This is a genomic window from Candidatus Pelagibacter sp. (assembly GCF_052049995.1).
Classification (GTDB): Bacteria; Pseudomonadota; Alphaproteobacteria; order Pelagibacterales; family Pelagibacteraceae; genus Pelagibacter.
This window is the reverse complement of the sequence record NZ_JBNGYX010000001.1, coordinates 325,650-350,944: the sequence shown is the minus strand read 5'-3', so window position 1 is coordinate 350,944 and position 25,295 is coordinate 325,650. Positions and strand designations below refer to the sequence as shown.

Annotated in this window: 33 protein-coding genes and 3 tRNA genes; 1 reads left to right on the top strand and 35 read right to left on the bottom strand. The window is 31.8% G+C overall.

The window, feature by feature from the left end; all coding sequences use genetic code 11:
• Positions 1–4: 4 nt before the first annotated feature.
• The 35 genes from rplO to ACTT9Y_RS01765 form a co-directional block, all read right to left on the bottom strand.
• Positions 5–457: a 50S ribosomal protein L15 gene (rplO, locus tag ACTT9Y_RS01935; protein WP_440932762.1), complete on the bottom strand. Its 453-nt coding sequence runs from the start codon at positions 455–457 to the stop codon at positions 5–7.
• Positions 457–972, bottom strand: a complete 516-nt coding sequence (gene rpsE, locus ACTT9Y_RS01930; protein ID WP_440932761.1) for a 30S ribosomal protein S5 — start codon at positions 970–972, stop codon at positions 457–459. Before rpsE ends, rplO begins: the two co-directional genes overlap by 1 nt.
• 2 nt (positions 973–974) lie before the next feature.
• Positions 975–1,331: a 50S ribosomal protein L18 gene (gene rplR / locus ACTT9Y_RS01925; RefSeq protein ID WP_440932760.1), complete on the bottom strand. Its 357-nt coding sequence runs from the start codon at positions 1,329–1,331 to the stop codon at positions 975–977.
• Complete coding sequence (rplF, locus tag ACTT9Y_RS01920; RefSeq protein WP_440932759.1) at positions 1,331–1,870, bottom strand: 50S ribosomal protein L6; 540 nt, start codon at positions 1,868–1,870, stop codon at positions 1,331–1,333. The genes rplR and rplF overlap by 1 nt, the downstream gene beginning before the upstream one ends.
• Complete coding sequence (gene rpsH, locus ACTT9Y_RS01915) at positions 1,870–2,265, bottom strand: 30S ribosomal protein S8 (RefSeq protein ID WP_075485249.1); 396 nt, start codon at positions 2,263–2,265, stop codon at positions 1,870–1,872. The genes rplF and rpsH overlap by 1 nt, the downstream gene beginning before the upstream one ends.
• 11 nt (positions 2,266–2,276) lie before the next feature.
• Entirely contained in the window at positions 2,277–2,582 is a 306-nt protein-coding gene (gene rpsN / locus ACTT9Y_RS01910; RefSeq protein WP_023853713.1) for a 30S ribosomal protein S14, read from the bottom strand.
• A 2-nt stretch (positions 2,583–2,584) separates the two neighbouring features.
• On the bottom strand, positions 2,585–3,139 hold the full coding sequence (gene rplE / locus ACTT9Y_RS01905) for a 50S ribosomal protein L5 (RefSeq protein WP_440932758.1): 555 nt from the start codon (positions 3,137–3,139) through the stop codon (positions 2,585–2,587).
• Positions 3,139–3,384 (bottom strand): 50S ribosomal protein L24, encoded by a 246-nt coding sequence (gene rplX, locus ACTT9Y_RS01900; protein ID WP_023853711.1) that lies wholly within the window; start codon positions 3,382–3,384, stop codon positions 3,139–3,141. The genes rplE and rplX overlap by 1 nt, the downstream gene beginning before the upstream one ends.
• A complete protein-coding gene (gene rplN, locus ACTT9Y_RS01895) occupies positions 3,384–3,752 on the bottom strand; it encodes a 50S ribosomal protein L14 (protein ID WP_023853710.1) in 369 nt (122 codons plus the stop codon). The genes rplX and rplN overlap by 1 nt, the downstream gene beginning before the upstream one ends.
• Positions 3,752–3,988: a 30S ribosomal protein S17 gene (rpsQ, locus tag ACTT9Y_RS01890; RefSeq protein WP_440932757.1), complete on the bottom strand. Its 237-nt coding sequence runs from the start codon at positions 3,986–3,988 to the stop codon at positions 3,752–3,754. The genes rplN and rpsQ overlap by 1 nt, the downstream gene beginning before the upstream one ends.
• Positions 3,981–4,172, bottom strand: a complete 192-nt coding sequence (rpmC, locus tag ACTT9Y_RS01885; protein ID WP_023853708.1) for a 50S ribosomal protein L29 — start codon at positions 4,170–4,172, stop codon at positions 3,981–3,983. Before rpmC ends, rpsQ begins: the two co-directional genes overlap by 8 nt.
• A complete protein-coding gene (rplP, locus tag ACTT9Y_RS01880) occupies positions 4,172–4,582 on the bottom strand; it encodes a 50S ribosomal protein L16 (protein WP_023853707.1) in 411 nt (136 codons plus the stop codon). The genes rpmC and rplP overlap by 1 nt, the downstream gene beginning before the upstream one ends.
• Positions 4,582–5,262, bottom strand: coding sequence for a 30S ribosomal protein S3 (gene rpsC, locus ACTT9Y_RS01875; RefSeq protein ID WP_440926720.1), 681 nt, complete (start codon positions 5,260–5,262; stop codon positions 4,582–4,584). The genes rplP and rpsC overlap by 1 nt, the downstream gene beginning before the upstream one ends.
• Complete coding sequence (gene rplV / locus ACTT9Y_RS01870) at positions 5,246–5,644, bottom strand: 50S ribosomal protein L22 (protein WP_440932756.1); 399 nt, start codon at positions 5,642–5,644, stop codon at positions 5,246–5,248. Before rplV ends, rpsC begins: the two co-directional genes overlap by 17 nt.
• Before the next feature lie 2 nt (positions 5,645–5,646).
• Entirely contained in the window at positions 5,647–5,943 is a 297-nt protein-coding gene (gene rpsS, locus ACTT9Y_RS01865; protein ID WP_440932755.1) for a 30S ribosomal protein S19, read from the bottom strand.
• Positions 5,943–6,782, bottom strand: a complete 840-nt coding sequence (gene rplB / locus ACTT9Y_RS01860; RefSeq protein ID WP_440932754.1) for a 50S ribosomal protein L2 — start codon at positions 6,780–6,782, stop codon at positions 5,943–5,945. The genes rpsS and rplB overlap by 1 nt, the downstream gene beginning before the upstream one ends.
• A 3-nt stretch (positions 6,783–6,785) precedes the next feature.
• The gene (gene rplW / locus ACTT9Y_RS01855; protein ID WP_072091192.1) at positions 6,786–7,079 is read right to left on the bottom strand and encodes a 50S ribosomal protein L23; all 294 of its coding nucleotides are present in this window, start codon (positions 7,077–7,079) and stop codon (positions 6,786–6,788) included.
• A gap of 1 nt (position 7,080) precedes the next feature.
• Positions 7,081–7,704: a 50S ribosomal protein L4 gene (gene rplD, locus ACTT9Y_RS01850; protein WP_440932753.1), complete on the bottom strand. Its 624-nt coding sequence runs from the start codon at positions 7,702–7,704 to the stop codon at positions 7,081–7,083.
• The gene (gene rplC / locus ACTT9Y_RS01845) at positions 7,704–8,414 is read right to left on the bottom strand and encodes a 50S ribosomal protein L3 (protein WP_440932752.1); all 711 of its coding nucleotides are present in this window, start codon (positions 8,412–8,414) and stop codon (positions 7,704–7,706) included. Before rplC ends, rplD begins: the two co-directional genes overlap by 1 nt.
• A 2-nt stretch (positions 8,415–8,416) precedes the next feature.
• Positions 8,417–8,725 (bottom strand): 30S ribosomal protein S10, encoded by a 309-nt coding sequence (rpsJ, locus tag ACTT9Y_RS01840; protein WP_023853699.1) that lies wholly within the window; start codon positions 8,723–8,725, stop codon positions 8,417–8,419.
• Positions 8,725–10,803, bottom strand: coding sequence for an elongation factor G (gene fusA / locus ACTT9Y_RS01835; RefSeq protein WP_440932751.1), 2,079 nt, complete (start codon positions 10,801–10,803; stop codon positions 8,725–8,727). The genes rpsJ and fusA overlap by 1 nt, the downstream gene beginning before the upstream one ends.
• 6 nt (positions 10,804–10,809) lie before the next feature.
• Positions 10,810–11,280: a 30S ribosomal protein S7 gene (rpsG, locus tag ACTT9Y_RS01830; RefSeq protein ID WP_075485276.1), complete on the bottom strand. Its 471-nt coding sequence runs from the start codon at positions 11,278–11,280 to the stop codon at positions 10,810–10,812.
• Positions 11,280–11,651: a 30S ribosomal protein S12 gene (gene rpsL / locus ACTT9Y_RS01825; RefSeq protein ID WP_440932750.1), complete on the bottom strand. Its 372-nt coding sequence runs from the start codon at positions 11,649–11,651 to the stop codon at positions 11,280–11,282. Before rpsL ends, rpsG begins: the two co-directional genes overlap by 1 nt.
• Positions 11,652–11,818: 167 nt before the next feature.
• Complete coding sequence (rpoC, locus tag ACTT9Y_RS01820) at positions 11,819–15,991, bottom strand: DNA-directed RNA polymerase subunit beta' (protein WP_440932749.1); 4,173 nt, start codon at positions 15,989–15,991, stop codon at positions 11,819–11,821.
• A complete protein-coding gene (gene rpoB / locus ACTT9Y_RS01815; protein WP_440932748.1) occupies positions 15,991–20,079 on the bottom strand; it encodes a DNA-directed RNA polymerase subunit beta in 4,089 nt (1,362 codons plus the stop codon). Before rpoB ends, rpoC begins: the two co-directional genes overlap by 1 nt.
• Positions 20,080–20,136: 57 nt before the next feature.
• Positions 20,137–20,502 carry a 50S ribosomal protein L7/L12 gene (rplL, locus tag ACTT9Y_RS01810; protein WP_145597943.1) on the bottom strand — a complete coding sequence of 122 codons (366 nt, stop codon included), beginning with the start codon at positions 20,500–20,502 and terminating at the stop codon, positions 20,137–20,139.
• A gap of 5 nt (positions 20,503–20,507) precedes the next feature.
• Entirely contained in the window at positions 20,508–21,026 is a 519-nt protein-coding gene (rplJ, locus tag ACTT9Y_RS01805) for a 50S ribosomal protein L10 (protein WP_440932747.1), read from the bottom strand.
• Between the two features lie 5 nt (positions 21,027–21,031).
• A complete protein-coding gene (rplA, locus tag ACTT9Y_RS01800; protein ID WP_440932746.1) occupies positions 21,032–21,721 on the bottom strand; it encodes a 50S ribosomal protein L1 in 690 nt (229 codons plus the stop codon).
• Positions 21,721–22,146 carry a 50S ribosomal protein L11 gene (rplK, locus tag ACTT9Y_RS01795; RefSeq protein WP_023853690.1) on the bottom strand — a complete coding sequence of 142 codons (426 nt, stop codon included), beginning with the start codon at positions 22,144–22,146 and terminating at the stop codon, positions 21,721–21,723. Before rplK ends, rplA begins: the two co-directional genes overlap by 1 nt.
• A complete protein-coding gene (gene nusG / locus ACTT9Y_RS01790; RefSeq protein WP_440932745.1) occupies positions 22,146–22,676 on the bottom strand; it encodes a transcription termination/antitermination protein NusG in 531 nt (176 codons plus the stop codon). Before nusG ends, rplK begins: the two co-directional genes overlap by 1 nt.
• Positions 22,676–22,867, bottom strand: coding sequence for a preprotein translocase subunit SecE (gene secE / locus ACTT9Y_RS01785; RefSeq protein ID WP_072090353.1), 192 nt, complete (start codon positions 22,865–22,867; stop codon positions 22,676–22,678). The genes nusG and secE overlap by 1 nt, the downstream gene beginning before the upstream one ends.
• A 17-nt stretch (positions 22,868–22,884) precedes the next feature.
• Positions 22,885–22,960: transfer RNA gene (locus tag ACTT9Y_RS01780), tRNA-Trp, on the bottom strand.
• 10 nt (positions 22,961–22,970) lie between these two features.
• Positions 22,971–24,161, bottom strand: coding sequence for an elongation factor Tu (gene tuf, locus ACTT9Y_RS01775; RefSeq protein ID WP_440932744.1), 1,191 nt, complete (start codon positions 24,159–24,161; stop codon positions 22,971–22,973).
• Between the two features lie 48 nt (positions 24,162–24,209).
• Positions 24,210–24,283: transfer RNA gene (locus ACTT9Y_RS01770), tRNA-Gly, on the bottom strand.
• A gap of 44 nt (positions 24,284–24,327) precedes the next feature.
• Positions 24,328–24,413: transfer RNA gene (locus ACTT9Y_RS01765), tRNA-Tyr, on the bottom strand.
• Between the two features lie 129 nt (positions 24,414–24,542).
• Here ACTT9Y_RS01765 and rlmB point away from each other — a divergent pair.
• A complete protein-coding gene (gene rlmB, locus ACTT9Y_RS01760; protein WP_440932743.1) occupies positions 24,543–25,286 on the top strand; it encodes a 23S rRNA (guanosine(2251)-2'-O)-methyltransferase RlmB in 744 nt (247 codons plus the stop codon).
• The last annotated feature ends 9 nt before the right edge of the window (positions 25,287–25,295 follow it).

Below are 25,295 nucleotides of genomic sequence, written 5' to 3'. Positions count from 1 at the left end.
CAAACTATTTTTTTAATTGAATAGATCCACCAATTTTTTCTAGTTTTTCTATTGCTGATTTAGAGGCTAGGTCAGCTTCAATATTTATTTTATCTTTTACTTCCCCAGAACCTAAAATTTTTAATTTTTTTGAGTTTTTATTTATTAATTTACGTTTTTTCAATAATTCTGAGTTTAATACTTCATTTGGATTAATATTTTTTTTATCTATGTAAGATTGAATTTTATCTAGATTTAAGATTGCAACACTTTCTTTTGATATTGGGTTAAAACCTCTTTTTGGAAGTCTTCTGTATAATGGCATTTGACCACCTTCAAAACTTTTTATAGCTACCCCAGATCTTGATTTTTGACCTTTAACACCTCTGCCTGATGTTTTTCCTTTACCTGAACCAATTCCTCTTCCAACTCTTATTTTAGATCTATTGATTTTTTCTCTATTATTTAAAGTAATCATTAGCCTCTTTTTTCAATTATTTCAGAAATTTTTTTATTTCTAATTGCTGATATTTGTTTTGGTGAACTTTGTTTCATCAATGCTTTCATTGTGGCTCTAATAACATTGTGTGCATTTGAAGTACCCATAGATTTTGCAACAATATCTTTTACTCCTAAAACTTCGCATACTGCCCGCACTGGACCACCTGCAATAATACCTGTTCCCTTAGAAGCTGCTCTTAATACAATTCTGCCTGAGCCATCTTTTGCCTTAACGTCATGATGTATCGTTCTGCCTTCTCTTAAGGGTATATGAGTAAGTTTTCTTCTTGCCATCTCATTTGCTTTTTTTATAGCATCAGGTACTTGTTTAGCTTTTGCGTGAGCTATACCGATTTTTCCTGCTTGATTTCCAACAACTACAAGCGCAGAAAATCCAAATCTTCTTCCACCTTTTACAACTTTAGTAATACGATTTATGTGGACTAATTTTTCTAATATGTCGTCAGTTTTTTTATCCCTTAAATTTTCCATAATTAAAATTCCATTCCATTTTCTCTTAAAGTTTCTGCAAAAATTTTAATTCTCCCATGATATTTGTAAGAACCTCTATCAAAGTAAATTTTAGTAATTTTTTTCTCTTGAGCTTTTTTAGCTAATTTTTGAGCTACCAATTTAGATAATTCTATTTTATTAACTTTATCAACTGATTTAAGATCTTTTTCTATAGATGAAGCTGATAACAAAGTTATTTTTTTTGTATCATCTATTATCTGTGCTGAAATATTTTTTGATGATCTAGAAATACTTAATCTAAATCTGTCTTTTGAAGCAACTTTTTTAACTTTATTGCTAACTCTAAATCTTTTTCTGATACTAGTGTTTAATTTCATTATTTTTTCTTTCCCTCTTTTTTAAGTACGTATTGTCCTTTTTCTCGAACACCTTTTCCTTTATAAGGTTCGATTTTTCTTAATGTTTTAATTTTAGATGCAACTTCACCAACTAGCTGCTTATCAGATCCTGTAATTTTTAGTGTTGTTTGTTTTTCAACTGCAATTTTAATGCCCTCTGGTATGTCAAAATTAATATCATGACTGTAACCTAATTGTAAATTTAACTGATTTCCTTTTAAAGCTGCTCTATAACCAACACCAACTAATTCTAAAGTTTTTTCATAACCTGTGCTTGATCCAATTACAGCATTATTGATTAAACTTCTATTCATTCCCCAAAGTCTTTTTGAGTTTTGATCTACTTTTTTTGGTTTAATAGAAATTTCTTTCCCTTCAATAATATCTAAACTAAACATGTCTAGATCAACATTGATTGATTTTTTTCCTAGAGGTCCTTCTATATTTATAATATTTCCAGCTAAAGCAACTTTTACTTTTTCAGGGATCGATATGTTTATTTTACCTATTTTAGACATTAAAATACCTTACAAATTATTTCGCCACCAACTTTTTGTTTTCTAGCATCTATATCTGTCATTACTCCTTTTGGAGTTGAAACAATAGCAATTCCTAAACCATTATTTATTTTAGGTAAGCTATCAGCAGATGAAAAAATTCTTCTTCCAGGTTTTGAAACTCTTTCAAAAGCACTAATTACTGGATTGCCTGAATGGTACTTAAGCTCTAATGATAAAATTGGTTTTTTTTCTTCAGAACTTACTTTAAAATCTTTTATAAAACCTTCATTTTTAAGTATATCTGCAATTTTTGTTTTAAAATTAGATGAAGGTAATTCAACTTTTTTATGATTTCTGGCTTGAGCATTCTTCACTCTTGCAATCATATCTCCTATTGGGTCACTTAAACTCATAATTTTCCTTTCTACCAGCTAGATTTAACTAAGCCAGGTATCTTTCCTTGTAATCCTAATTGTCTTAATGCAATTCTTGAAATCTTTAATTTTCTGTAAACACCATGAGGTCTTCCAGTAATCTCACATCTATTCATAACTCTTGTTTTAGCTGAGTTTCTTGGCAGTTTTGATAATTTTTGTTGCGCTTTAAATCTTTCTTCTAATGGAATCTTTTTATCCATTACAATTTTTTTTAATGCTTGTCTTTTTTTATAAAGCCTATCTGAAAGCTTAATTCTTTTTTTATTTTTATTAACAGCGCTTAACTTTGCCATGTTTAATTATCTCCTTTTTTAATAAATGGAAAATTCATTTTTTCTAGTAATGCAAAACTATGCTCTTTGTTGATTGCTTTTATAACTATTATTATATCTAAACCTCTAACTTTGTCTGCTCTATCAAAGCTTACTTCTGGAAAAATTATATGTTCTTTAATTCCAAATGTATAATTACCAAATTTATCAAAACCTTTTGATGACAAACCTCTAAAATCTTTAATCCTTGGTAATGCTATATTCACCAATCTATCTAAGAATTCATACATTCTATTTTTTCTTAATGTTACCTTTAAACCAGCATTTGAACCTTTTCTTGTTTTAAAATTAGCTACTGATTTTTTAAATTTTGTTGTAATTGGTTTTTGTCCAGTAATTTTAGCCATATCTTCTTCACATGATTTTAAAATCTTAGAATCTGTAGCATCTAAACCAAGACCCATATTTAAAACAACTTTCTCAATTCTTGGAGCCATATAAATATTTTTAAAACCAAACTGATCTTTTAACGCAGGTTGAATTTCTTTATTGAATATTTCTTTTAATCTTGGTGTCATTATTTTTTAGCCTCTTTTTTCTTAGCCGCTTTCTCATCAATTAATTTTAAGTTTGAAATATGAATAAAGCTTTCTTTTGGAAAAATTCCACCTTTTTTCTCTTTTGTTGTTTTAACGTGTTTTTTAACCATGTTTATTTCTTTAACTTTAGCTCTGTTATTAGCTCTATCAATTTCAATAACTTCACCCTCTTTTTTTTTATCTTTTCCAGTTAAAACTCTTACTTTCAATCCTTTTTTAATCATTATAAAACCTCCGGTGCCAATGAAATAATTTTCATTTGACCTCTGCTTCTTAATTCTCTTGTAACTGGACCAAAAATTCTTGTTCCAACTGGTTCTCCTTTGTCATCAACTAAAACAGCTGCATTATTATCAAATCTTACTTTAGAACCATCATTTCTATGAATTCCTTTTTTAACTCTCACAACTACAGCTTTATGGACAGATCCTTTTTTAACTTTTCCTTTGGGTATCGCCTCTTTAACTGCAATTACAATTGTATCACCAATACTAGCGTATCTTCTTTTTGATCCACCTAGAACTTTTATGCACTCAATTCTTTTTGCACCAGTATTATCAGCTACTTGTAATTCTGTTTGAACACCAATCATTACTTCGTACTCTCCATAACTTGAAATTTTTTATTTTTAGAAAAAGGTTTGCTCTCAATTATTGAAACTTTGTCTCCAGTTTTGAACTTATTATTTTCATCGTGAGCGTTATAGTTTTTTCTAACTTTGATTACTTTTTTCAGAACTGGGTGTGAGTATTTACGTTCTACCATAACAGTGACTGTTTTATTTGGTTTATCGCTTATAACTACACCTGTAAGTATTTTTTTAGGCATTTGCTTTTCCTTTTAAAATTGTTTTTAATCTTGCTATTGTTTTTCTAGTTTCCCCAATTTTAGCTGGGTTTGTTACTTGTGAATTCATTTTTTGAAATCTGAAATTAAAAAGATCCTTTTTAAGTTTATCAATATTCTTCACAATTTCGTCCTTTGATAATTTTTTAATTTCTTGTTTTTTCATTATGCAAATCTCTTAATTGTTTTAGTTTTTATAGGTAATTTTGCTGATGCTTTGTATAATGCTTCTTTTGCAATTTGTTCAGAAACACCATCAACTTCAAATAGTATTCTTCCTGGTTTTACTCTGCATGCAAAGTATTCAGGTGAACCTTTTCCTTTACCCATTCTGACTTCAATTGGTTTTTTTGAAACTGGTATATTTGGAAATATTCTTGTCCAAACTCTTCCCTGTCTTTTCATATGTCTTGTTAAAGCAACTCTTGCAGCTTCAATCTGTTTTCCAGTAACTCTTTCAGGCTGCAAAGCTTTTAATGCGTAAGCACCATAATTAATAGTACTTGCTCTTGTAGCATTACCATGAATTCTACCTTTATGCGCTTTTCTCCACTTTGTTCTTACTGGTTGAAGCATTACTGTTTACCTTCCTTTGGTGTTACCTTGTTGGTCTCTTGACTAAATTCTCTGGCAAAAACCTCACCTTTATAAATCCAAACTTTAATTCCAATAATCCCATATGTTGTAAGAGCCTCTGCCTCTGCATAATCTATATCCGCTCTTAAAGTATGTGATGGAATACTTCCATCTCTTAACCACTCTGTTCTTGCTATTTCATTTCCACCAAGTCTTCCACTAACTGAAACTTTTATTCCTTTGGCACCCAATCTAATACATGATTGCATTGCTCTTTTCATTGCTCTTCTATAAGAAATTCTTTTAACAAGCTGCTGTGCTATATTTTCCGCTACCAAATAAGCATTTGTCTCAGGTTTTTTTACCTCTTTTATGTTTAAATTAACTTCATTTGTTGTTAATTTTGAAAGATTGTTTTTAATTTTGTCTATATCACTTCCTTTTTTTCCAATAACAAATCCTGGTCTAGAAGTGTAAATTGTAACATAACATTTATTAGATGTTCTTTCGATCATTACCTTGGATACACCAGAGTTAATTACATTTTTCTTGATATATTCTCTGATTTTAAAATCTTCAATTAGGTAATTTCCAAAGTCTTTTTTCTTAGCATACCATACAGAGTCCCATCCTCTGTTGACACCTAATCTAAAACCTACAGGATTAACTTTTTGCCCCATGCTTCTCCATTTGTTTTGCTTCTGATAAAATTATTGTAACAGTTGACCAAGGTTTCAATATTGGTGCTGCTCTTCCTTTGGCTCTTGGTCTAAATCTTTTCATAACTATTTTTTTTCCACAATATGCTTCTTTAACTATTAATTTATCAATATCGTATTGAAAATTATTTTCAGCATTGGCTACAGCTGAACTGATAGTTTTTCTAACATCTCTAGTAACTCTTTTTTCTGAAAACTGTAAATCTCTAATTGCAACATCAACTTTTTTGCCAACAATGCTTTTTAGTATTGGATTTAGCTTTCTAACACTTGATCTAATACCATTATTAACAGACTTTACAGTTTTTTGGTTCGATTTATCAATTTTCTTTTTCTTACCCATAATTATTTTTTCTCTGCTGTTGCTGGTTTAACTTTTTTATCAGCTGGTGTATGACCAAAGAATGTTCTTGTTGGTGCAAACTCACCTAATTTATGTCCTACCATATCTTCTGAAACAGTTATTGGTATAAATTTTTTTCCATTATAAATTTGGAAACTTACCCCTACAAAATCAGGTAAAATTGTAGATTTTCTTGACCAAGTTTTAATAGGAATTTTCTTTGGATCGTCTTTGTACTTGTCAACCTTCTTCATCAAGCTTTCCTCTACAAACGGTCCTTTCCAAACTGCTCTAGCCATTACTTAGTATCCTTCCTCTTATTTCTTCTCTTAACTATAAATTTATCTGTTCTCTTATTATCTCGAGTTTTTAAACCTTTAGCAGATTGTCCTGTAGGTGAAACTGGATGTCTTCCTCCAGCAGATTTTCCTTCACCACCTCCATGTGGGTGATCAACAGGGTTTTTAACAACACCTCTAGTATGAGGTCTTCTGCCCAACCATCTTGATCTACCTGCTTTTCCAATTTTAATATTTTTTTGATCTGGATTACTTAAAATTCCAATTGTAGCTAAAGCTCTTGAATCTATTTTTCTCACTTCACCTGAGGCTAATTTTATTAAACTATAGTTTCCATCTAGACCACTAATAGTAACTGATGAGCCAGCTGCTCTAGCAATTTTTCCACCACCACCTGGCTGTATCTCGACATTATGTATATTTATACCCACTGGAATGTCTTGCAATGGCATACAATTACCTACTTTAATTTCTTTTTTAGAACCGCTTACAACTTTATCTCCAACTTTAATTTTTTGTGGTGCTAAAAAGTATGCATGAGTACTATCCTCAAATTTAACTAACATGATGTAACACGACCTATTTGGATCATACTCTATTCTTTCAACTGTAGCTTCCATGTCGAATTTTTTTCTATAAAAATCAACATGTCTGTACATTTTTTTATGCCCACCTGCTCTATTTATAGAGGTAATATGACCATTGTTATTTCTACCTTTCATCGCATTTTTAGGAGAAACTAAGGTCTTGAATGGTTTACCTTTCCATAAACCAGTTCTATCAACTAAGATAGTGCCTCTTGTAGATTTAGTGTATGGTTTAAAAGTTTTTAATGCCATTTATTAAATTCCTGTTGTTAGATCAATACTTTGACCTTTTTTTAAAGTTATTATTGCTTTTTTATAACCGGATACTTTTACTTTTCTACCTCTGGTAACTTTTGTTCTGTTCTGTTTGTTTATAATATTTATCTTGGTCACATTAACTTTAAATATTTTTTCTATATTCTTTTTTAAATTTTTCTTATTTGCTCCATCCGGAACTTTAAAAACAATTTTATTAAGTTCAGATAAATTAGTAGATTTCTCAGTAACCACTGGAGAAAGAATTTTGTCGTATAAGTGAATTTTTTCCATTTTATGAATATCTCTTTTCTAATTCTTTTACGGAGCTTTCTGTGAAAACTACTTTTTTAAATTTAATAATGTCGTAAGCACTAAAATGATTTACATCTGTAACTTTAACATTTGGAATATTTCTTACTGATCTTTCTATTTTTTCTTTTGAATTTTTGTCTAAAATTATTAGTGAATTTGTAATTTCAAGTTTATTAATAATTGAGTTCATCTCTTTAGTTTTTTTAATTTCTGAACTAAAGTCATTTAAGATTAATAAGTTTTTATTATTATTTTTTTCTGTAATTAGTGAAGCTACGCTTTGTTTTTTCTCAGTTTTATTTAGTTTTCTTTTTTTATAAGCTAATTCACCTTTTGGTCCATGAGCAATACCACCACCAACAAATATAGGAGCTTTTCTACTAGCATGCCTTGCACCACCAGTCCCTTTTTGAGCATATATTTTTGAAGTTGGTCCTTTTACTTCATTTTGTTGTTTAGTTTTGGCATGTCTTCCTTTGTAATTAGCATTTGTTTTATAAAGAACAGCACTAACTAATTTATGGTTAATTTTGGCAGAAAAAATCTTATCCAAAACTTCAATGCTATCTTTTTTCCCGTCTATACTAATTTTATCTAATTTCATTATTTTTTCTTTTTCTCAGGTGTTTTTTTAGCCTCTTCAGCAGCTGCTTGTTTCTCACCAATTGTCATTTTACTTATATTTTTTACAGATTTTTTAACCATTACTTCAGAATTTTTTGAACCAGGTATTGATCCTTTTAAGTAAAGGAGTTCGTTTTCTAAGTCAGTTTTTATTATTTCAATATTTTGCATTGTTCTTAGCTTGTCACCCATATGACCAGCCATTTTTTTTCCTTTAAAAACTTTTCCTGGATCTTGACTATGTCCTGTCGAACCATGTGCTCTGTGAGATATAGAAACACCATGACTGGCTCTTAAACCACCAAAATTATGTCTCTTCATAGCACCTGCAAAACCTTTACCAATTGTTTTGGATCTTGTGTCTACAAATTTAATGTCTTTGAATATTTCTAAACCAAACTCGTTTCCTTCTTTGTAAGCAGATGTGTCGTTTACTCTAAATTCTTTTAATTTTTTCTTAGCTTCAGTATTTTTTTTAGCAAAAACACCTTTCATAGCTTTGGTTAATTTTGAATTTTTAATTTTCCCATATCCAAGCTGAACAGCTTTGTATCCTCTTTTTTCCTCTTCAATAACCTGAATAACTCTAGCTTTTTCAACCTTAAGCACAGTCACAGGAACTAACTGACCAGATTTATAAAATTCTCTCGTCATTCCTATTTTTTTTCCTAATAATGCTATCTCGCTCATAATTAAATTTTTATCTCCACATCTACACCAGAAGCTAAATCAAGTTTCATCAATGCTTCTACAGTTTGTGGTGTTGGTTCAATAATATCTATTAATCTTTTGTGTGTTCTTGATTCAAACTGTTCTCTACTTTTCTTATCTATATGAGGTGATCTTAATACAGTGTATCTTTCAATTCTTGTAGGCAATGGAATAGGACCTTTAATTGTAGCTCCAGTTCTTTTAACTGTATTCACAATTTCTTCTGTAGAAGCGTCTAGAACCTTATTATCGTACGCTCTTAGTTTTATCCTTATATTTTGCTTTTCCATTATCCCGCTACCTTTTTAGTTACTTCATCTTGAACGTTTTGAGGAACTTTAGAATAATGATCAAAGAACATTGAATATTGTGCTCTTCCTTGTGACATTGATCTAAGATTATTAATGTAACCAAACATATTAGCTAGAGGAACCATAGCTGTAATTACAGTTGCATTCCCTCTTTGTTCTTGAGTGCTAATTTGGCCTCTTCTACTGTTTAAATCACCAATAACATCTCCCATATAATCTTCAGGAGTAACAACTTCTACTCTCATAATTGGTTCCAGAAGTTTTAATCCACCTTGAGTACAAGCTTCTTTAAAACATGCCCTACTTGCAAGTTCAAAAGCTAAAACACTTGAGTCAACATCGTGATGTAAACCATCAACAATAGTTACCTTGTAATCAATCATCGGAAAACCTGCCAAAATTCCACTATCAGAGACAGTTTCAATACCTTTTTCAACACCGGGAATGAATTCTTTAGGAATAGCTCCACCCTTAATAGCACTTTCAACTTCTCTTCCTTTTCCTGGTTCTTGAGGTTCAACGAATAATTTAACCTTAGCAAACTGACCAGCACCACCACTTTGTTTTTTATGTATGTATTCGTACTCAGCTGATTTTTCTATAGTTTCTCTGTATGCAACTTGTGGAGCACCTACGTTTGCTTCAACTTTAAATTCCCTTTTCATTCGATCAACAATAATATCTAAGTGAAGTTCACCCATACCTTTAATGATTGTTTGGCCCGACTCTTCATCTGAAGAAACTCTAAATGATGGATCCTCTTTAGCTAATCTTGCTAATGCTTCACCCATTTTTTCTTGGTCACCTTTTGTTTTTGGCTCTACAGCAATTTCAATTACTGGGTCTGGGAATTCCATTGGCTCTAATAAAACTGGATTTTCTTTGTCACATAAAGTGTGACCTGTCATAGTATTTTTTAACCCTGCTAGTGAAACAATATCACCTGCATTAGCCTCTTTAATATCTTCTCTTGAATTAGCATGCATTAAAAGCATACGACCAACTCTTTCTTCCTTATCAGATGAAGAGTTGTATACGGCAGTTCCAGACTTAATCGTACCAGAATAAATTCTAACGAATGTTAAAGAACCTACAAAAGGATCGTTAGCAACTTTAAATGCTAAACCAGAAAAAGAAGAACCATCATCAAATTTCATTTCTATTTCATCTTCTGATCCAACTTTTGTTCCTTTAATTGAACCAATATCAACTGGGCTTGGCAAGTAGTTCACAACTGCATCTAATAAAGGCTGAACACCTTTATTTTTAAAGGCAGAACCAGTTAAAACTGGAACAAAACTAAAATTCAATGTTCCTTTTCTTATACACTTAACTAAATCTTCCTCTTTAATTTCCTCTCCATTTAAATAAGATTCCATTAATTTTTCGTCTTGCTCTACAGCAGTTTCGACTAATTCTGTTCTATATTTTTCAGTAATTTCTTTAAGATCATCGGGAATATCTTTGTATTCCCATTCAGCACCTAATGCCTCATTTTTCCAAACTTGAGCTTTCATTTTAACTAAATCAACGACTCCAGCTAAAGAAGCCTCAATTCCAATAGGAACTTGTAATACTAATGGCTTTGCGCCTAATCTATCTTTAATCATGTCAACACATCTAAAGAAATCAGCACCTGTTCTATCTAGTTTATTTACAAAACAAATTCTTGGAACTTTATATTTGTCTGCTTGTCTCCATACTGTTTCAGATTGTGGTTCTACACCTGCTACACCATCAAAAACAGCTACGGCACCATCTAAAACTTTTAAAGATCTCTCTACTTCAATAGTAAAGTCTACGTGGCCTGGGGTATCAATAATGTTAACTCTGTGATCATTCCAAAAACAAGTAGTTGCTGCTGAAGTAATTGTAATTCCTCTTTCTTGTTCTTGTTCCATCCAATCCATGGTTGCTGCACCATCATGCACTTCACCAATTTTATGGCTTTTACCTGTATAATATAAAATTCTTTCTGTAGTAGTTGTTTTTCCAGCGTCTATATGGGCCATGATCCCAATATTTCTATACTTATCTAATGTATGAGTTCTAGCCATATCTTATTACCATCTAAAATGAGCAAATGCCTTGTTAGACTCTGCCATTTTATGTACATCCTCTCTTTTTTTAACAGCAGCTCCTTTTTTTTCATAAGCATCATAAAGCTCATTAAAAATTTTATCTGCCATGTGTTTATCTTTTCTTTTTCTTGCTGACTCAACTAACCATCTGATCGCTAACGCTTGTGCTCTTTTACTTTTTACCTCAACAGGAACTTGATAAGTTGCACCACCAACTCTTCTAGATCTAACTTCTACTGTTGGTTTGATGTTGTTAATTGCTTCATTAAAAATATTAATCGGTTCATCTTTAGTTTTTGTTTTAATTTTATCTATAGCGTCATAAACTATTTTGGCAGCAATACCTCTTTTGCCGTCATACATGATATTGTTGATTAATTTAGGAATAATAGTTGATTTGAATTTTGGATCTGGAACTACATTTTTTTTAGGTTGAGTTTTTTTTCTAGACATTATTTACCTTTTTTCGTTCCGTATAAAGATCTTCTTTGTTTTCTATTCGCAACACCTTGAGTATCCAGATTACCTCTTAGAATATGATAACGAACACCTGGTAAATCTTTTACCCTACCACCTCTAATTAGTACTACCGAGTGTTCTTGAAGATTATGACCTTCACCTGGAATATAAGCTGTAACTTCAAATCCATTTGACAATCTCACTCTAGCAACTTTTCTTAATGCAGAGTTTGGTTTCTTAGGGGTTGTTGTATAAACTTTTACGCAAACGCCTCTTTTTAGAGGTTGTTTTTGTAGAGCAGGAACTTTATTCCTTACTGCTGGTTTAACTCTTTTTTTTCTTAACAACTGATTTATAGTAGGCATAAATTTTTTAAAATTAATTAATTTATTTTTAGATGAAAATAACTGACAGGTTATTTTGTGGCAGCGTTTAGTACTGTTAGAAGCACTACATTCCAACCAAAAATATCGCCAAATTACTTATTAATAGCCCTTTGTCAAACTAAAACTGCAATTTTTAGGCGATTTTTTTACTGATTTGCTTGTGTTTCTTCAGGTTCTGAAGCTTCTATTTTTTCCTGCTCTGCTAAGAAATTATTATCATCCTCTAGAGCTTTATTGTTCCATCTATTTTTAATATTACCAGTACCTGCAGGAACTAATCTTCCAACAATTACGTTCTCTTTTAGGCCATTTAATGGATCAACTTTTCCTTTAATCGCAGCGTCTGTTAATACTCTTGTTGTTTCTTGGAAAGAAGCAGCTGAAATAAACGATTCTGTTTGAAGTGAAGCCTTAGTAATACCCATTAGAACTCTTTCACCAACGGCTGGTGTTTTTCCTTCTGCAACCAATTTTTCATTAGTATTATCAAACTTAATTCTATCAACCACTTCACCAGGTAAATAACTTGAGTCACCTGATACTTTAACTTCAACTTTTTTAAGCATTTGTCTTAAAATAGTTTCAATATGCTTATCGTTTATTATTACACCTTGTAATCTATAAACTTCTTGAACTTGATTAACAAAATATTCTGTTAAATCTTTGATTCCTAAAATTCTTAAAATATCATGTGGTAATGGTTGACCATCTAAAAGATACTCTCCTTTTTGAATTTTTTCACCTGGATTGAAATTGATATGTTTACCTTTTGGAATTAAATAATTTGAAGGTTCTGATCCATCTTCAGGAACAATAGATACTCTTTGTTTACCTCTTACCTCTTTACCAAAAACAACACTACCATCATTTTCTGCAATGATTGCACTATCCTTAGCTTTTCTAGCTTCAAATAACTCAGCAACTCTTGGAAGACCTCCCGTTATATCTTTTGTTTTTGTAGTTTCTTTAGGTAATCTTGCAATCACGTCACCTGCATAAACTTTTTGACCATCTTTAATTGATAAAATTGAATCTGGTACTAAATAATATCTAGCTTCATTATCATCAGCTTTTTTAATCACATTTCCTTTTTCATCTCTAAGAGTAATTCTAGGTTTTAAATCAGTACTTTTTGATTGACCTCTCCAATCAATTACTGATTTAGAAGAAATTCCTGTTGCATCGTCAGTAGTTTCTTGAATTGACACACCATCTATTAAATCTACATAGCTAGCTGTACCACTTTTCTCTGCTATAACTGGAGTTGTGTAAGGATCCCATTCACATATTTTAGTATTTGCTTTTACTTTGTCACCATTGTTGAAAAATAGTCTTGATCCATAAGCAACTTTATAAACTGCTATCTGAACTCCTTTGTCGTCCTCAATAGAAAGTTGAGTATTTCTTCCCATAACAATCAAATTCTTTTTAGAGTCTTCTAAAATATTTGAATTGATTATTTTTAAAGTTCCATCATTTTTAGTTACTATCTGAGAATCTTGTTTTACTGAAGCTGTACCTCCAACGTGGAACGTTCTCATTGTTAGCTGCGTTCCTGGTTCTCCAATTGATTGAGCAGATATCATTCCAATTGCTTCACCAACATGAACCATCTTACCTCTTGATAAATCTCGTCCATAACAAGTAGCACAAACACCCTCTTTTGAACTACATGTCATTACTGAATAAACTTTAATTGATTTAACTCCTGCGGCATCAATTTTATCACAGCCTGCCTCATCAATCATTTCAGATTTTTTAATTATTACCTCGCCTGATAAAGGGTTTTTAACTTCAGCTGCTGTTACTCTTCCTAATGCTCTTTCAGATAAACTAACAACAACATTACCACCCTCTAAAATTTCAGAAAGCTCAATAAATCCAGGATCATCACATTTAACTTTGGTTATTGTTAGATCTTGAGCTACATCACATAGTCTTCTTGTTAAATATCCTGAACTAGCTGTTTTTAGAGCTGTGTCTGCTAATCCTTTTCTAGCCCCGTGTGTTGAATTGAAATACTCTAGAGCGGTTAACCCTTCTTTAAAGTTTGAGATAATCGGACTTTCAATAATTTCCCCTGAAGGCTTAGCAATCAATCCTCTCATACCGGCTAATTGTTTCATTTGGGCAGCAGATCCCCTAGCTCCACTATCAGCCATCATAAATACAGAATTTATTTTTAATCCTTCATCAGTTTTTTCTGTAGCTGAAATTCCCTTCATCATTTCGCCAGCAACTTTGTCTGTACACTTAGACCAAGCATCAACAACTTTGTTGTATTTTTCACCTCTTGTAATTAATCCTTCTGCATATTGAGTTTCATAGTCTGCAATTAATTTCTTAGTATCATCGATTAATTGAGTTTTATTTGCAGGTATTACAAGATCATCCTTACCAAATGAAATTCCTGCTTTAAATGCATGTTTAAATCCTAAATCTTTAAGCTTATCGCAGAAAATTACTGTTGTTTTTTGACCACAAAATCTAAATACTACATCAATTATTTCTGAAACTACTTTTTTAGGCAATAATCTATCTACTAATGAGAATTTAATGTTGCTATTCCTAGGTAGCAAATTTGCTAACAAAAATCTTCCTGCAGTAGAAGTGTATTTCTCTATTTTTTTGTTACCTTGCTCGTCTACAGTTTCATATCTTGAAATAATAGTGCTATGTACATTTATTTGACCAGATGATAATGCAAATTCAATTTGATCTGAATTTGTAAAGTATCCAGCTGGTTTGTCAGATATAGGTTCTTGTGACAGATAATAAATTCCTAAAATCATGTCCTGACTTGGAACAATGATCGGTTTACCATTTGATGGAGAAAGAATATTATTTGTAGATAACATCAAAATTCTTGCCTCTAACTGTGCTTCTAAACTTAACGGAACGTGAACTGCCATTTGGTCACCATCAAAGTCAGCGTTAAATGCTGCACAAGTTAAAGGGTGTAACTCAATTGCATCTCCTTCAATTAATTTTGGCTCAAATGCTTGAACTCCGAGTCTATGCAGTGTTGGAGCTCTATTTAATAGCACAGGATGCTCTCTAACAATTAATTCTAAAGCATCCCAAACAGCATTTGTCTCTTTTTCGACTAATTTTTTAGCTTGTTTGATTGTTGATGCTAATCCTAATTTATTTAATCTTGCATATAAAAATGGTTTAAATAATTCTAAAGCCATTTTTTTCGGTAAACCACACTCATGGAGTTTCAAATCTGGGCCAACAACGATTACTGATCTTCCTGAATAATCAACTCGTTTACCTAAAAGATTCTGTCTAAATCTACCCTGTTTACCTTTTAGCATTTCTGCAAGTGATTTAAGTGGTCTTTTACCTGTTCCTGTAATTACCCTACCTCTTCTACCATTATCAAATAATGCATCTACCGACTCTTGAAGCATCCTTTTTTCATTTCTTACAATGATATCTGGAGCTTTAAGATCCATTAATCTTTTTAATCTGTTATTTCTGTTTATTACTCTTCTGTATAAATCGTTAAGATCTGAAGTAGCGAATCTTCCACCATCAAGGGGAACTAAAGGTCTTAATTCAGGTGGTATAACTGGAACTACTGTCATAATCATCCACTCAGGTTTTTGACCTGTTTCAATAAATGACTCAATTAATTTTAATCTTTTAATTGCTCTTTCTTCGTTAACCTTTGATTTAGTTTCTTTAATAAAGCTAACAAGATTTTTTCTTTCTAATTCTAAATCTAAATTCTTTAACATCTCTAGAACAGCTTCTGCTCCTATTCCCGCTGTAAAACTTTCTTCTCCAAACTCATCCTGGTATTTTGCTAATTCTTCCTCATTTAAGAGTTGATTTTTTTGTAAACCAGTTAAACCAGGTTCTATTACTATAAAGTTTTCAAAATAAAGAACTCTCTCTATTTCTTTTAATTTCATATCAACTGCCAAAGCAATTCTGCTTGGAAGAGACTTTAAGAACCAAATATGTGCTACTGGTGTAGCAAGATTAATGTGGCCCATTCTTTCTCTTCTCACATTTGATTTTGTAACCTCAACACCACATTTCTCACAGATAATTCCTCTAAATTTCATTCGTTTATACTTGCCGCATAAACACTCATAATCTTTTATAGGTCCAAAAATTCTTGCACAGAACAAACCATCTTTTTCAGGTCTAAAAGTTCTATAATTAATTGTTTCAGGCTTTTTAATTTCACCAAATGTCCAAGATTTAATTTTCTCTGGGCTAGCAAGTGAAATTTTAATACTATTAAAATTTTGAGCTTCTGAAATTTCGCTACCCTTAAATAGATCTGTTAATTCTTTTTTCATTAATTTAACTCCACATTTAATGCTAATGATTTAATCTCTTTAACTAAAACGTTAAAAGATTCTGGTATTCCAGACTCAAAATTTTCTTCACCTTTAACAATTGTTTCATAAACTTTAACTCTTCCTGCAACATCATCGGATTTAACAGTTAAAATTTCCTGTAATGTATATGATGCACCATATGCCTCAAGTGCCCATACTTCCATTTCACCAAATCTTTGACCACCTAACTGTGCTTTACCACCAAGTGGTTGTTGAGTAACCAAACTGTAAGGTCCTGTAGATCTTGCATGAATTTTATCTTCAACTAAGTGATGAAGTTTTAACATATAAATTATTCCAACAGTAACTGGTCTGTCAAATTTCTCTCCCGTTCTACCATCCCACAAGTAAGTTTGTCCTGATCCTGGTAAATTTGCTAGTTCAAGCATCTCTGTAACATTTTTTTCTTTAGCACCATCAAAAACAGGCGTTGAGATTGCGATACCATTTTGTAAATTTTCACAAAGATCTTTAAATTCACTCTTGCTTAACTTATCAACTTTATCGTTAAAAATTTCTTCTCCATAAACAGATTTTAAGAATTTTTCGATTTTTTCTGTTCTTTCGATTTTTTTGTTATTTTCGTTAACTAAATTTTTAACTTGTTCACCAAATTCTTTACATGCCCAACCCAAATGTGTCTCTAGAATTTGACCAACGTTCATCCTGCTTGGAACACCCAGAGGATTTAATACAATATCAACTGGTCTACCATCTTCTCTATATGGCATATCTTCAACAGGTACAATTTTACTTACAACTCCTTTGTTTCCATGTCTTCCTGACATTTTATCACCAGGTCTTAATCTTCTTTTTATAGCAACGAATACTTTTACCATTTTCATAACGCTTGGTAATAAATCATCACCACTTCTAATTTTTAAAACTTTATCTTCAAATCTCTCTGTTATGTCTTGTTTTGCTTTATTATGTTGATCTTTTAATTGAGCTAATGTTGCTTCATCATTTACATTTCCTACTGTGATTTTGAAAACATCATTAATTGATAGTTTATTGATTTTATCAAAATCTAACTTAGTTCCCTCAGATAAATCTTTTATTTTTTTAGTTAAAGATGATCCTGACAGGAATTGTGAAGCTCTTTGCTTGATACTTCTTTCTAATATTTCTTCCTCAACAATTTTATCTTGTTGAACTTGTTCAATTTCAGCTCTTTCGATTGTTATTGATCTTTCGTCTTTCTCAATTCCATGTCTATTGAATACTCTTACGTCAACTACCGTTCCACTTGATCCTCTAGACATTCTTAAAGATGTATCTGTAACATCGATAGCTTTTTCTCCAAATATTGATCTTAATAATTTTTCTTCAGGACCTGATGCTGAGTCACCTTTTGGAGTAACTTTACCAACTAAAATATCTCCAGCATTAACCTCTGCTCCAATATAAACTATTCCTGATTCATCAAGGTTTTTTAAAGCTTCTTCATTTACATTTGGTATATCTCTAGTTATTTCTTCTTCGCCAAGCTTTGTATCTCTCGCCATTATTTCGTATTCAACAATGTGAACAGATGTAAATACATCATCTGTAACACATCTTTCTGAAATTAAGATTGAATCTTCAAAATTATAACCTTGCCATGGCATGAATGCTACAGTAACGTTCTTACCTAAAGCAAGTTCACCTAATTTTGTTGAAGGACCATCAGCTATAATGTCTCCAGATTTAACTTTATCACCAACTCTAACTAGTGGTCTTTGATTTATGCAAGTATTTTGGTTCGATCTTTTAAATTTTTGAAGGTTATAGATATCAACACCAGATTTACTAAAGTCTGTTTCCTCTGTTACTTTTATAACAATTCTTTTACCATCTATTTTATCAACAACTCCATCGCGCTTAGCAACAATAGTCACCCCAGAATCTAAAGCAACATCACTTTCTATTCCTGTACCAACAAGCGGCGACTCAGGTTTTAATAACGGAACTGCTTGCCTCATCATGTTTGATCCCATTAAGGCTCTGTTTGCATCGTCATTTTCTAAGAATGGAATTAAAGATGCTGCAACTGAAACTAATTGTTTTGGTGATACGTCAATATAATCAATAGAGTCTGGTTTTGCTAAAAGAAAGTTTAGGTTTTGTCTGCATGAAACTAGTTCTTCAGTAATTTTTCCATTTTTATCAAGTTTTGTATTTGCTTGAGCAATAGTGAATTTTGTTTCTTCCATTGCTGATAGGTATTCGACTTTATCTTGAACAACCCCATCTTTGACTTTTTTGTATGGACTTTCTATAAAACCATACTTATTAATTTTTGCATAAGTAGATAAACTATTAATCAAACCAATATTTGGACCCTCCGGTGTTTCAATTGGACAAATTCTTCCATAGTGCGTTGGATGCACGTCCCTAACTTCAAAACCTGCTCTTTCTCTTGTTAGACCACCCGGACCTAACGCTGAAACTCTTCTTTTATGAGTAATTTCAGATAAAGGATTTGTTTGATCCATAAACTGAGATAGTTGTGAACTTGCAAAAAAATCTTTCAATGAAACTGTTAATGGTTTTGCATTAATTAGATCTTGTGGCATTGCTGACTCAACATCTAAAGTTGTCATTTTTTCTTTAATAGCTCTTTCCATTCTGTAAACACCGATTCTAGCTTGGTTCTCAACTAACTCTCCAACAGAACGAACTCTCCTATTTCCTAGGTGATCAATGTCATCAACATCATCTTTACCGTCACGTAAATCCAACATTTTATGAATAATTGCTATTATATCGTCATTTCTTAATATGGTAATTTTATCAGAACATTCTTGGTTTAATCTTGAATTCATTTTTACTCTTCCAACATCAGATAAATCATATCTGTCTGAGCTAAAGAAAAGATTATTAAATATTTGAGTTGCTATCTCTATGGTTGGTGGCTCTCCTGGTCTTAACATTTTATAGATTTCCGTGATAGCTTCGTCTTTAGTATTATTTTTATCAGATAAAATAGTTGTAAGTAGATAAGGTCCTTTATTTATAGAGTTTGTAACAGAAATTTGAAGTGTATGTATATTTGCATCTAAAATTTGTTGAATAATTGTATCATTTAATTCAGTCCCAATTTTAAATACACCATCGTCTTCCTCATTGACTTTGACATCTCTGTGTAAAAATTTACCAAACAAAGACTCTCTAGAAACTAGTATGTCTTTCAAACCATCATTAGCTAATTTTTTTGCACTTAAAAAATTAATTTTGTCACCTAATTTAATTACAACTTCTCCAGTTTTGGCATCAATTACTTCTTCTGAGAAATTTTTTGCTTTGTAGTTTTCTGGATTAAATTTAGTTCTCCACTTTTCTGTTTTTGAATCAAAAGTATACTGTTCACTTTCATAGAACTCATCCACAATTTCTGATTTTGTATAACCTAAAGCTAATAATAAAGTAGATGAAAAAATTTTCTTTTTTCTATCAATTTTAAAATATAGAAAATCCTTAACATCATATTCAAAATCTAACCAAGAGCCCCTATTAGGTATTACTCTACAATTAAATAAAAGTTTACCACTTGCATGAGTTTTTCCTTTGTCATGATCAAAAAATACACCTGGACTTCTGTGCATTTGGTTTACCACAACTCTTTGAACACCATTGGTTATAAAAGTTCCGCTATTAGTCATCATGGGGACCTCACCCATATAAACTTCCTGCTCTTTAGCTGATAAAATATCTTTTGTATTATTTTCTTGATCTATTTCATAAACTACTAGTCTTAAAGTACATTTAAGAGCTGATGAATATGTAAGTCCTCTTGCAATACACTCTTCAACATCAAATTTTGGTTTATCTAGTCTGTATGAAACATACTCTAAAGTTGCTTTATCATTTAAATCCTCAATTGGAAAAATACTCTTGAATACTCTATCGAAACCTTTGGTCAGTTCAGCTGCTTGAGCATTAAATTCTGTTAATTCTTTGTAGGAATTTTTTTGTACTTCAATTAAGTTAGGTATAGATAAACTTTCTTTTAGTTTACCAAAACTTTTTCTAATATTTTTCTTTTCAGTAAAAGATAATTGCATCTATGTTTATTAATACTGATTAAAAAATAATCAGTATTCGAATTCTTTCTATTTAATTTATTTAAGTTCTACTTTAGCGCCAGCAGCTTCTAACTTAGCTTTGATCTCTTCAGCGTCTTTTTTGTTTACACCAGATTTAACTTCTTTTGGTGCTCCCTCTACAAGATCTTTAGCTTCTTTTAAACCTAATGAAGTAGCTGCTCTTACTTCTTTGATAACATTAATTTTTTTATCACCTGCAGAAACTAGCATGATTGTAAAATCATCTTTATCTTCTGCTGGAGCCGCACCACCTGCTGCTGCTGGAGCTGCTGCTGCCATAGGAGTTACACCCCATTTTTCTTCTAATTGTTTTGAAAGTTCAGCTGCTTCTGCAACAGTCAAACTTGATAAATCTTCAATAATTTTGTTTAGGTCAGGCATATGTATTACTCTTTGGGTTGTGTTTCAGAATTTTCTGCGGTCAAACTACTCATTTTTTCTGAATGTGCAAGCAAAATACTGATTAATTTAGATGCAGAAGCGTTCAAAATACCCACAATATTGGCTCTTGCTTCATCTAATGTAGGTAAACTTGCTACATTTTGGACACCGGCCTGATCTAAGACCTCGTTATCCATGATTCCACCAATCAATTTTAAGTTTTCATTATCTTTTGCAAATTTTGAAAGAATCCTTGCTGACATTATAGCATCTTCTCCAAACGCAACTGCCGTAGGACCAGTAAATAAATTAGATAGATCTTTACACTTTGTTTTTTCTAAAGCTAATTTTGTTATTCTGTTTTTTGTTATTTTGAAAATAATTCCATGTTCTCTCATTTTCGCTCTCAATTCATCTAATTGAGTCATGGTTAAACCTTGATAATGAGTAACCATCACAGCTTTACTGTTCTCAAACTTACTAGTCATCTCTTCAATATAATTTTTCTTTTGTTCTTTGTTCATCATAACTATATCGATTTCCCTAATTTAACTTTATATGAAACACCCATTGTTGATGTAGCAAATACACTTCTAATTAAATCACCTTTCAAAGTATTGTTTGATTTTTCTTTTTCTAAAGCATCTAAAATTGCATTATAGTTTTTCATTAATTGATCATCACTAAAAGATTTTTTACCAATGCTAACTCCAATATTTCCGTCTTTGTCATTTCTAATTTCTACTTGACCAGATTTAGCATTAGTTACAGCTTCTTTAATATTTTCAGAAACTGAACCAAGTTTAGGGTTTGGCATTAAACCTTTGGGTCCTAAAACTTTTCCTAATTTAGAAAGTTTAATCATCATTCCAGGTGTACAAATTAATTTTTCAAAATTTAACTCTCCAGCTTTAATTTTTTCAACAAATTCATCACCACCCACAATATCTGCACCCGCATCTTTTGCATCTTGTGCTTTATTATCCTCACAAACTACTGCTACTTTGACTTTCTTACCTGTGCCTCCAGGTAAATTAACTACTGTTCTAATATTAACTTCACTTTTCTTTTGTTTGTTATTAATTTGGAAACTTAAGTCTAAGGACTCGTCAAATTTAGTTGTGCAGTTTTTCTTAAGCTCAGGTAACAATTTTTCTATAGACTCCGCTTTCAAGTCTTTTGTCTTTTCAGGTAATTTTTTGTATCTTTTTGATGCCATTATTCTTTTACCTCAATACCCATAGATCTAGCAGATCCTGCAATAATTTTTATAGCTTCTTCAATATCATGTGCATTCAAATCATTCATTTTTTCTTTTGCTATACTCTCTAGTTGTTTTTTTGAGATTGAAGCAACAATATTTCTTCCAGGTTCTTTAGATCCACCTTTAAGTTTTACTGCTTCTTTAATATAAAAAGATGCTGGAGGTGATTTAATTTTAAAATCAAATTTTTTATCTTTATAAACTGTGATTTCAACTGGAACAGGCTTACCTGCCATTGATTTAGTTTTGTCATTAAACGCTTTACAAAACTCCATAATATTTACACCTCGTTGACCTAATGCTGGACCAACTGGAGGAGCTGGATTAGCTTGACCACCCTTAATTTGTAGTTTTATAAATCCACTAATTTCTTTTGCCATTAACTTACCTTCTCAACCTGATTATATTCTAAATCTACAGGTGTGGGACGACCAAATATAGAAACTGACACCTTAAGTCTAGCTTTTTCTTCATCAATTTCTTCAATCATGCCAGTAAATGAAGCAAATGGACCATCTACAACCTGAACTTTTTCACCTACACTGTAATCTACGCCAGATTTTGGCTGAGCAACACCATCTTTTATCTGGCCTAAAATCTTCTCTACTTCTTTATCTGAAACTGGAACAGGAATACCTTTTGTTCCTAAGAAACCACTGACCCTCTTAATATTCTTAATCATGTGATAAATATTATTATCCATCTCACTTTTAATAAGCACATACCCAGGAAAGTATTTCTTTTTTCTTTGAATTCTTTTACCTCTCTTAACCTCAGTAACGTCATGAGTTGGTACAATAATCTCCTCAAACTTATCAGCAATTTTAGCTTTATCTGCTTCCTCTTTGATTAAAGCTGCTACTTTATTTTCAAAGCTAGAATGAGATTGAACTATGTACCAATTTTTCATTAAATACTCACTTTAAGTAAAAGTTCTAAGAAAAATTTTAAAACCTGATCTAAAAGAAGAAAAAATAAAGACATTACAACTGCCATTACAAATACCATTAAAGCACCTTGTAATGTCTCTTTCCAAGTTGGCCATGTAACTTTAAAAGCCTCTTGTTTAACTTCTTGTATAAATTTAATCGGGTTTCTCATAATTTATATGCTCAAATTGGCAGGAGCGGAGGGACTCGAACCCTCAGCCTCCGGTTTTGGAGACCGGCGCTCTACCAATTGAGCTACACTCCTATTTATAGAGTTACTCTATAATTTTAGTTACTACTCCTGCTCCAACAGTTCTTCCACCTTCTCTAATTGCAAAGTTTAGTTTCTCTGCCATAGCTATAGGTGTAATCAGTTTTACAGTAAATTTAGCATCATCACCTGGCATAACCATTTCAGTACCAGCTGGTAATTCTACTTCACCCGTAACGTCTGTTGTTCTAAAATAAAACTGTGGTCTATACTTAGTAAAGAATGGAGTATGTCTTCCTCCTTCATCTTTTTTAAGTACATACGCTTGAGCTTCAAATTTAGTATGTGGAGTTATTGATCCAGGCTTACAAAGAACTTGACCTCTTTCAATGTCATTTCTTTCTATCCCTCTCAATAAAATTCCAACGTTATCTCCAGCTTCACCAGAATCTAAAAGTTTTCTAAACATTTCTACTCCAGTACAAACTGACTTTTTAGTTTCTCTAATTCCAACTATCTCAACTTCTTCACCAGTTTTAATTACACCAGATTCAACTCTTCCAGTTGCAACTGTTCCCCTACCAGAAATTGAGAATACGTCCTCAACTGGCATCAAGAAAGGTTTATCAACTTCTCTAGCTGGTTGTGGAATATGTTCATCAACAGCTTTCATTAATTCTAAAATCGAATTTTTTCCAATTTCATCATCTCTTCCTTCAACTGCTGCTAAAGCTGAACCTTTTACGATTGGTGTTTTATCACCTGGGTACTTGTATGAAGTTAAAAGTTCTCTAATTTCTTCTTCAACAAGTTCAATCATTTCTTTATCATCAACTTGATCTACTTTATTTAAGTAAACAACAATTGCAGGAATACCAACTTGTCTTCCTAAAAGAATGTGCTCTCTTGTTTGTGGCATTGGACCATCAGCTGCATTAACAACTAAAATTGCTCCATCCATTTGTGCAGCACCAGTAATCATATTTTTAACATAGTCAGCGTGACCTGGGCAGTCTACGTGAGCATAGTGTCTTTTTTCTGTTTCATACTCAACGTGTGCTGTTGAAATTGTTATACCTCTCTCTTTTTCCTCAGGTGCTTTATCAATTTGATCATAAGCAACTGCAGTTCCACCGCCAGCTTGTGCTAATACATTTGTAATCGCGGCAGTAAGAGTTGTTTTACCATGGTCGACATGACCAATAGTCCCAATGTTACAGTGGGGTTTATTTCTTACAAATTTTTCTTTTGACATTACTTTTTTACCTCAGTTTATTTGTTTTCATTTTCAATTTTATTTTCTTGGAGCGGGTAAAGGGAATCGAACCCTTACATCCAGCTTGGAAGGCTAGCGTTCTACCATTGAACTACACCCGCACAACCCCAAGAGTAACACTCCATGTTATCTAAAATTTATTAAATGGTGGAGGGGGAAAGATTCGAACTTTCGAAGACCGAAGTCAACGGGTTTACAGCCCGCCCCATTTGACCGCTCTGGAACCCCTCCTTTGGGGAAGTGTCCCCTTGTTCAATAAAGCTTCAAATAACAAGCGTTTTATATATTTTATTTATGCAAATGCAACACGTGATTTAATAGGAAAATATTAAAAAAACCGTATAAAACAGATACTAATTTATGAATAAATCATCATTTTTCATTGTTGGTCAACACGCAGTTATTGAGGCTCTAAAAAATCCTAAAAGAAAAGTTTTAAGAGTATTTTTAACGGAGGAGTCTAAAAAAAATATTCATAGAAAAAACCCAAATAAAAACATTTTAGAGGATGTCAAAATTTACTTTAAATCTAAAAAAGAATTAGACAAATATACTTCTAAAGAACAATTAATGCATAATGGTTATGTTGCAGAGATTGAACATTTGGATCAACCAGATCTAAAACAATTTATAAAAAATAAAAATAATTTAACATTTGTCTGTCTTGATGAGGTTACTGATCCAAGAAATATTGGTTCATTAATCAGAAGTGCAGCATCATTTGATATTGATGGATTAATAATTAAAGAAAGACATTTTCCACGTGATAGTAAGCTGATGTATAAATCGGCTAGTGGATGTATGGAACACGTAAATATATTCCAAGTATCTAATATTAATTCCACTTTAAAAAATTTAAGAGAAAAAAATTTCTGGGTTTATGGTTTTGATTCAAAAGGTCAAAAAGATTTTACAGACATCGAATGGGAAGGAAATAAAATCCTTCTATTTGGATCAGAAGGATTTGGTATGAGACAACATACAGGAAAATATACAGATTTTTTTGTTAAAATTAATATTAATGAAGATATAGAAAGTTTAAATATCTCAAATAGTGCTGCAATAGTGTTTCATCACCTTGCTTATTTAAAAAAAAAGAGTTGATTATTTAAC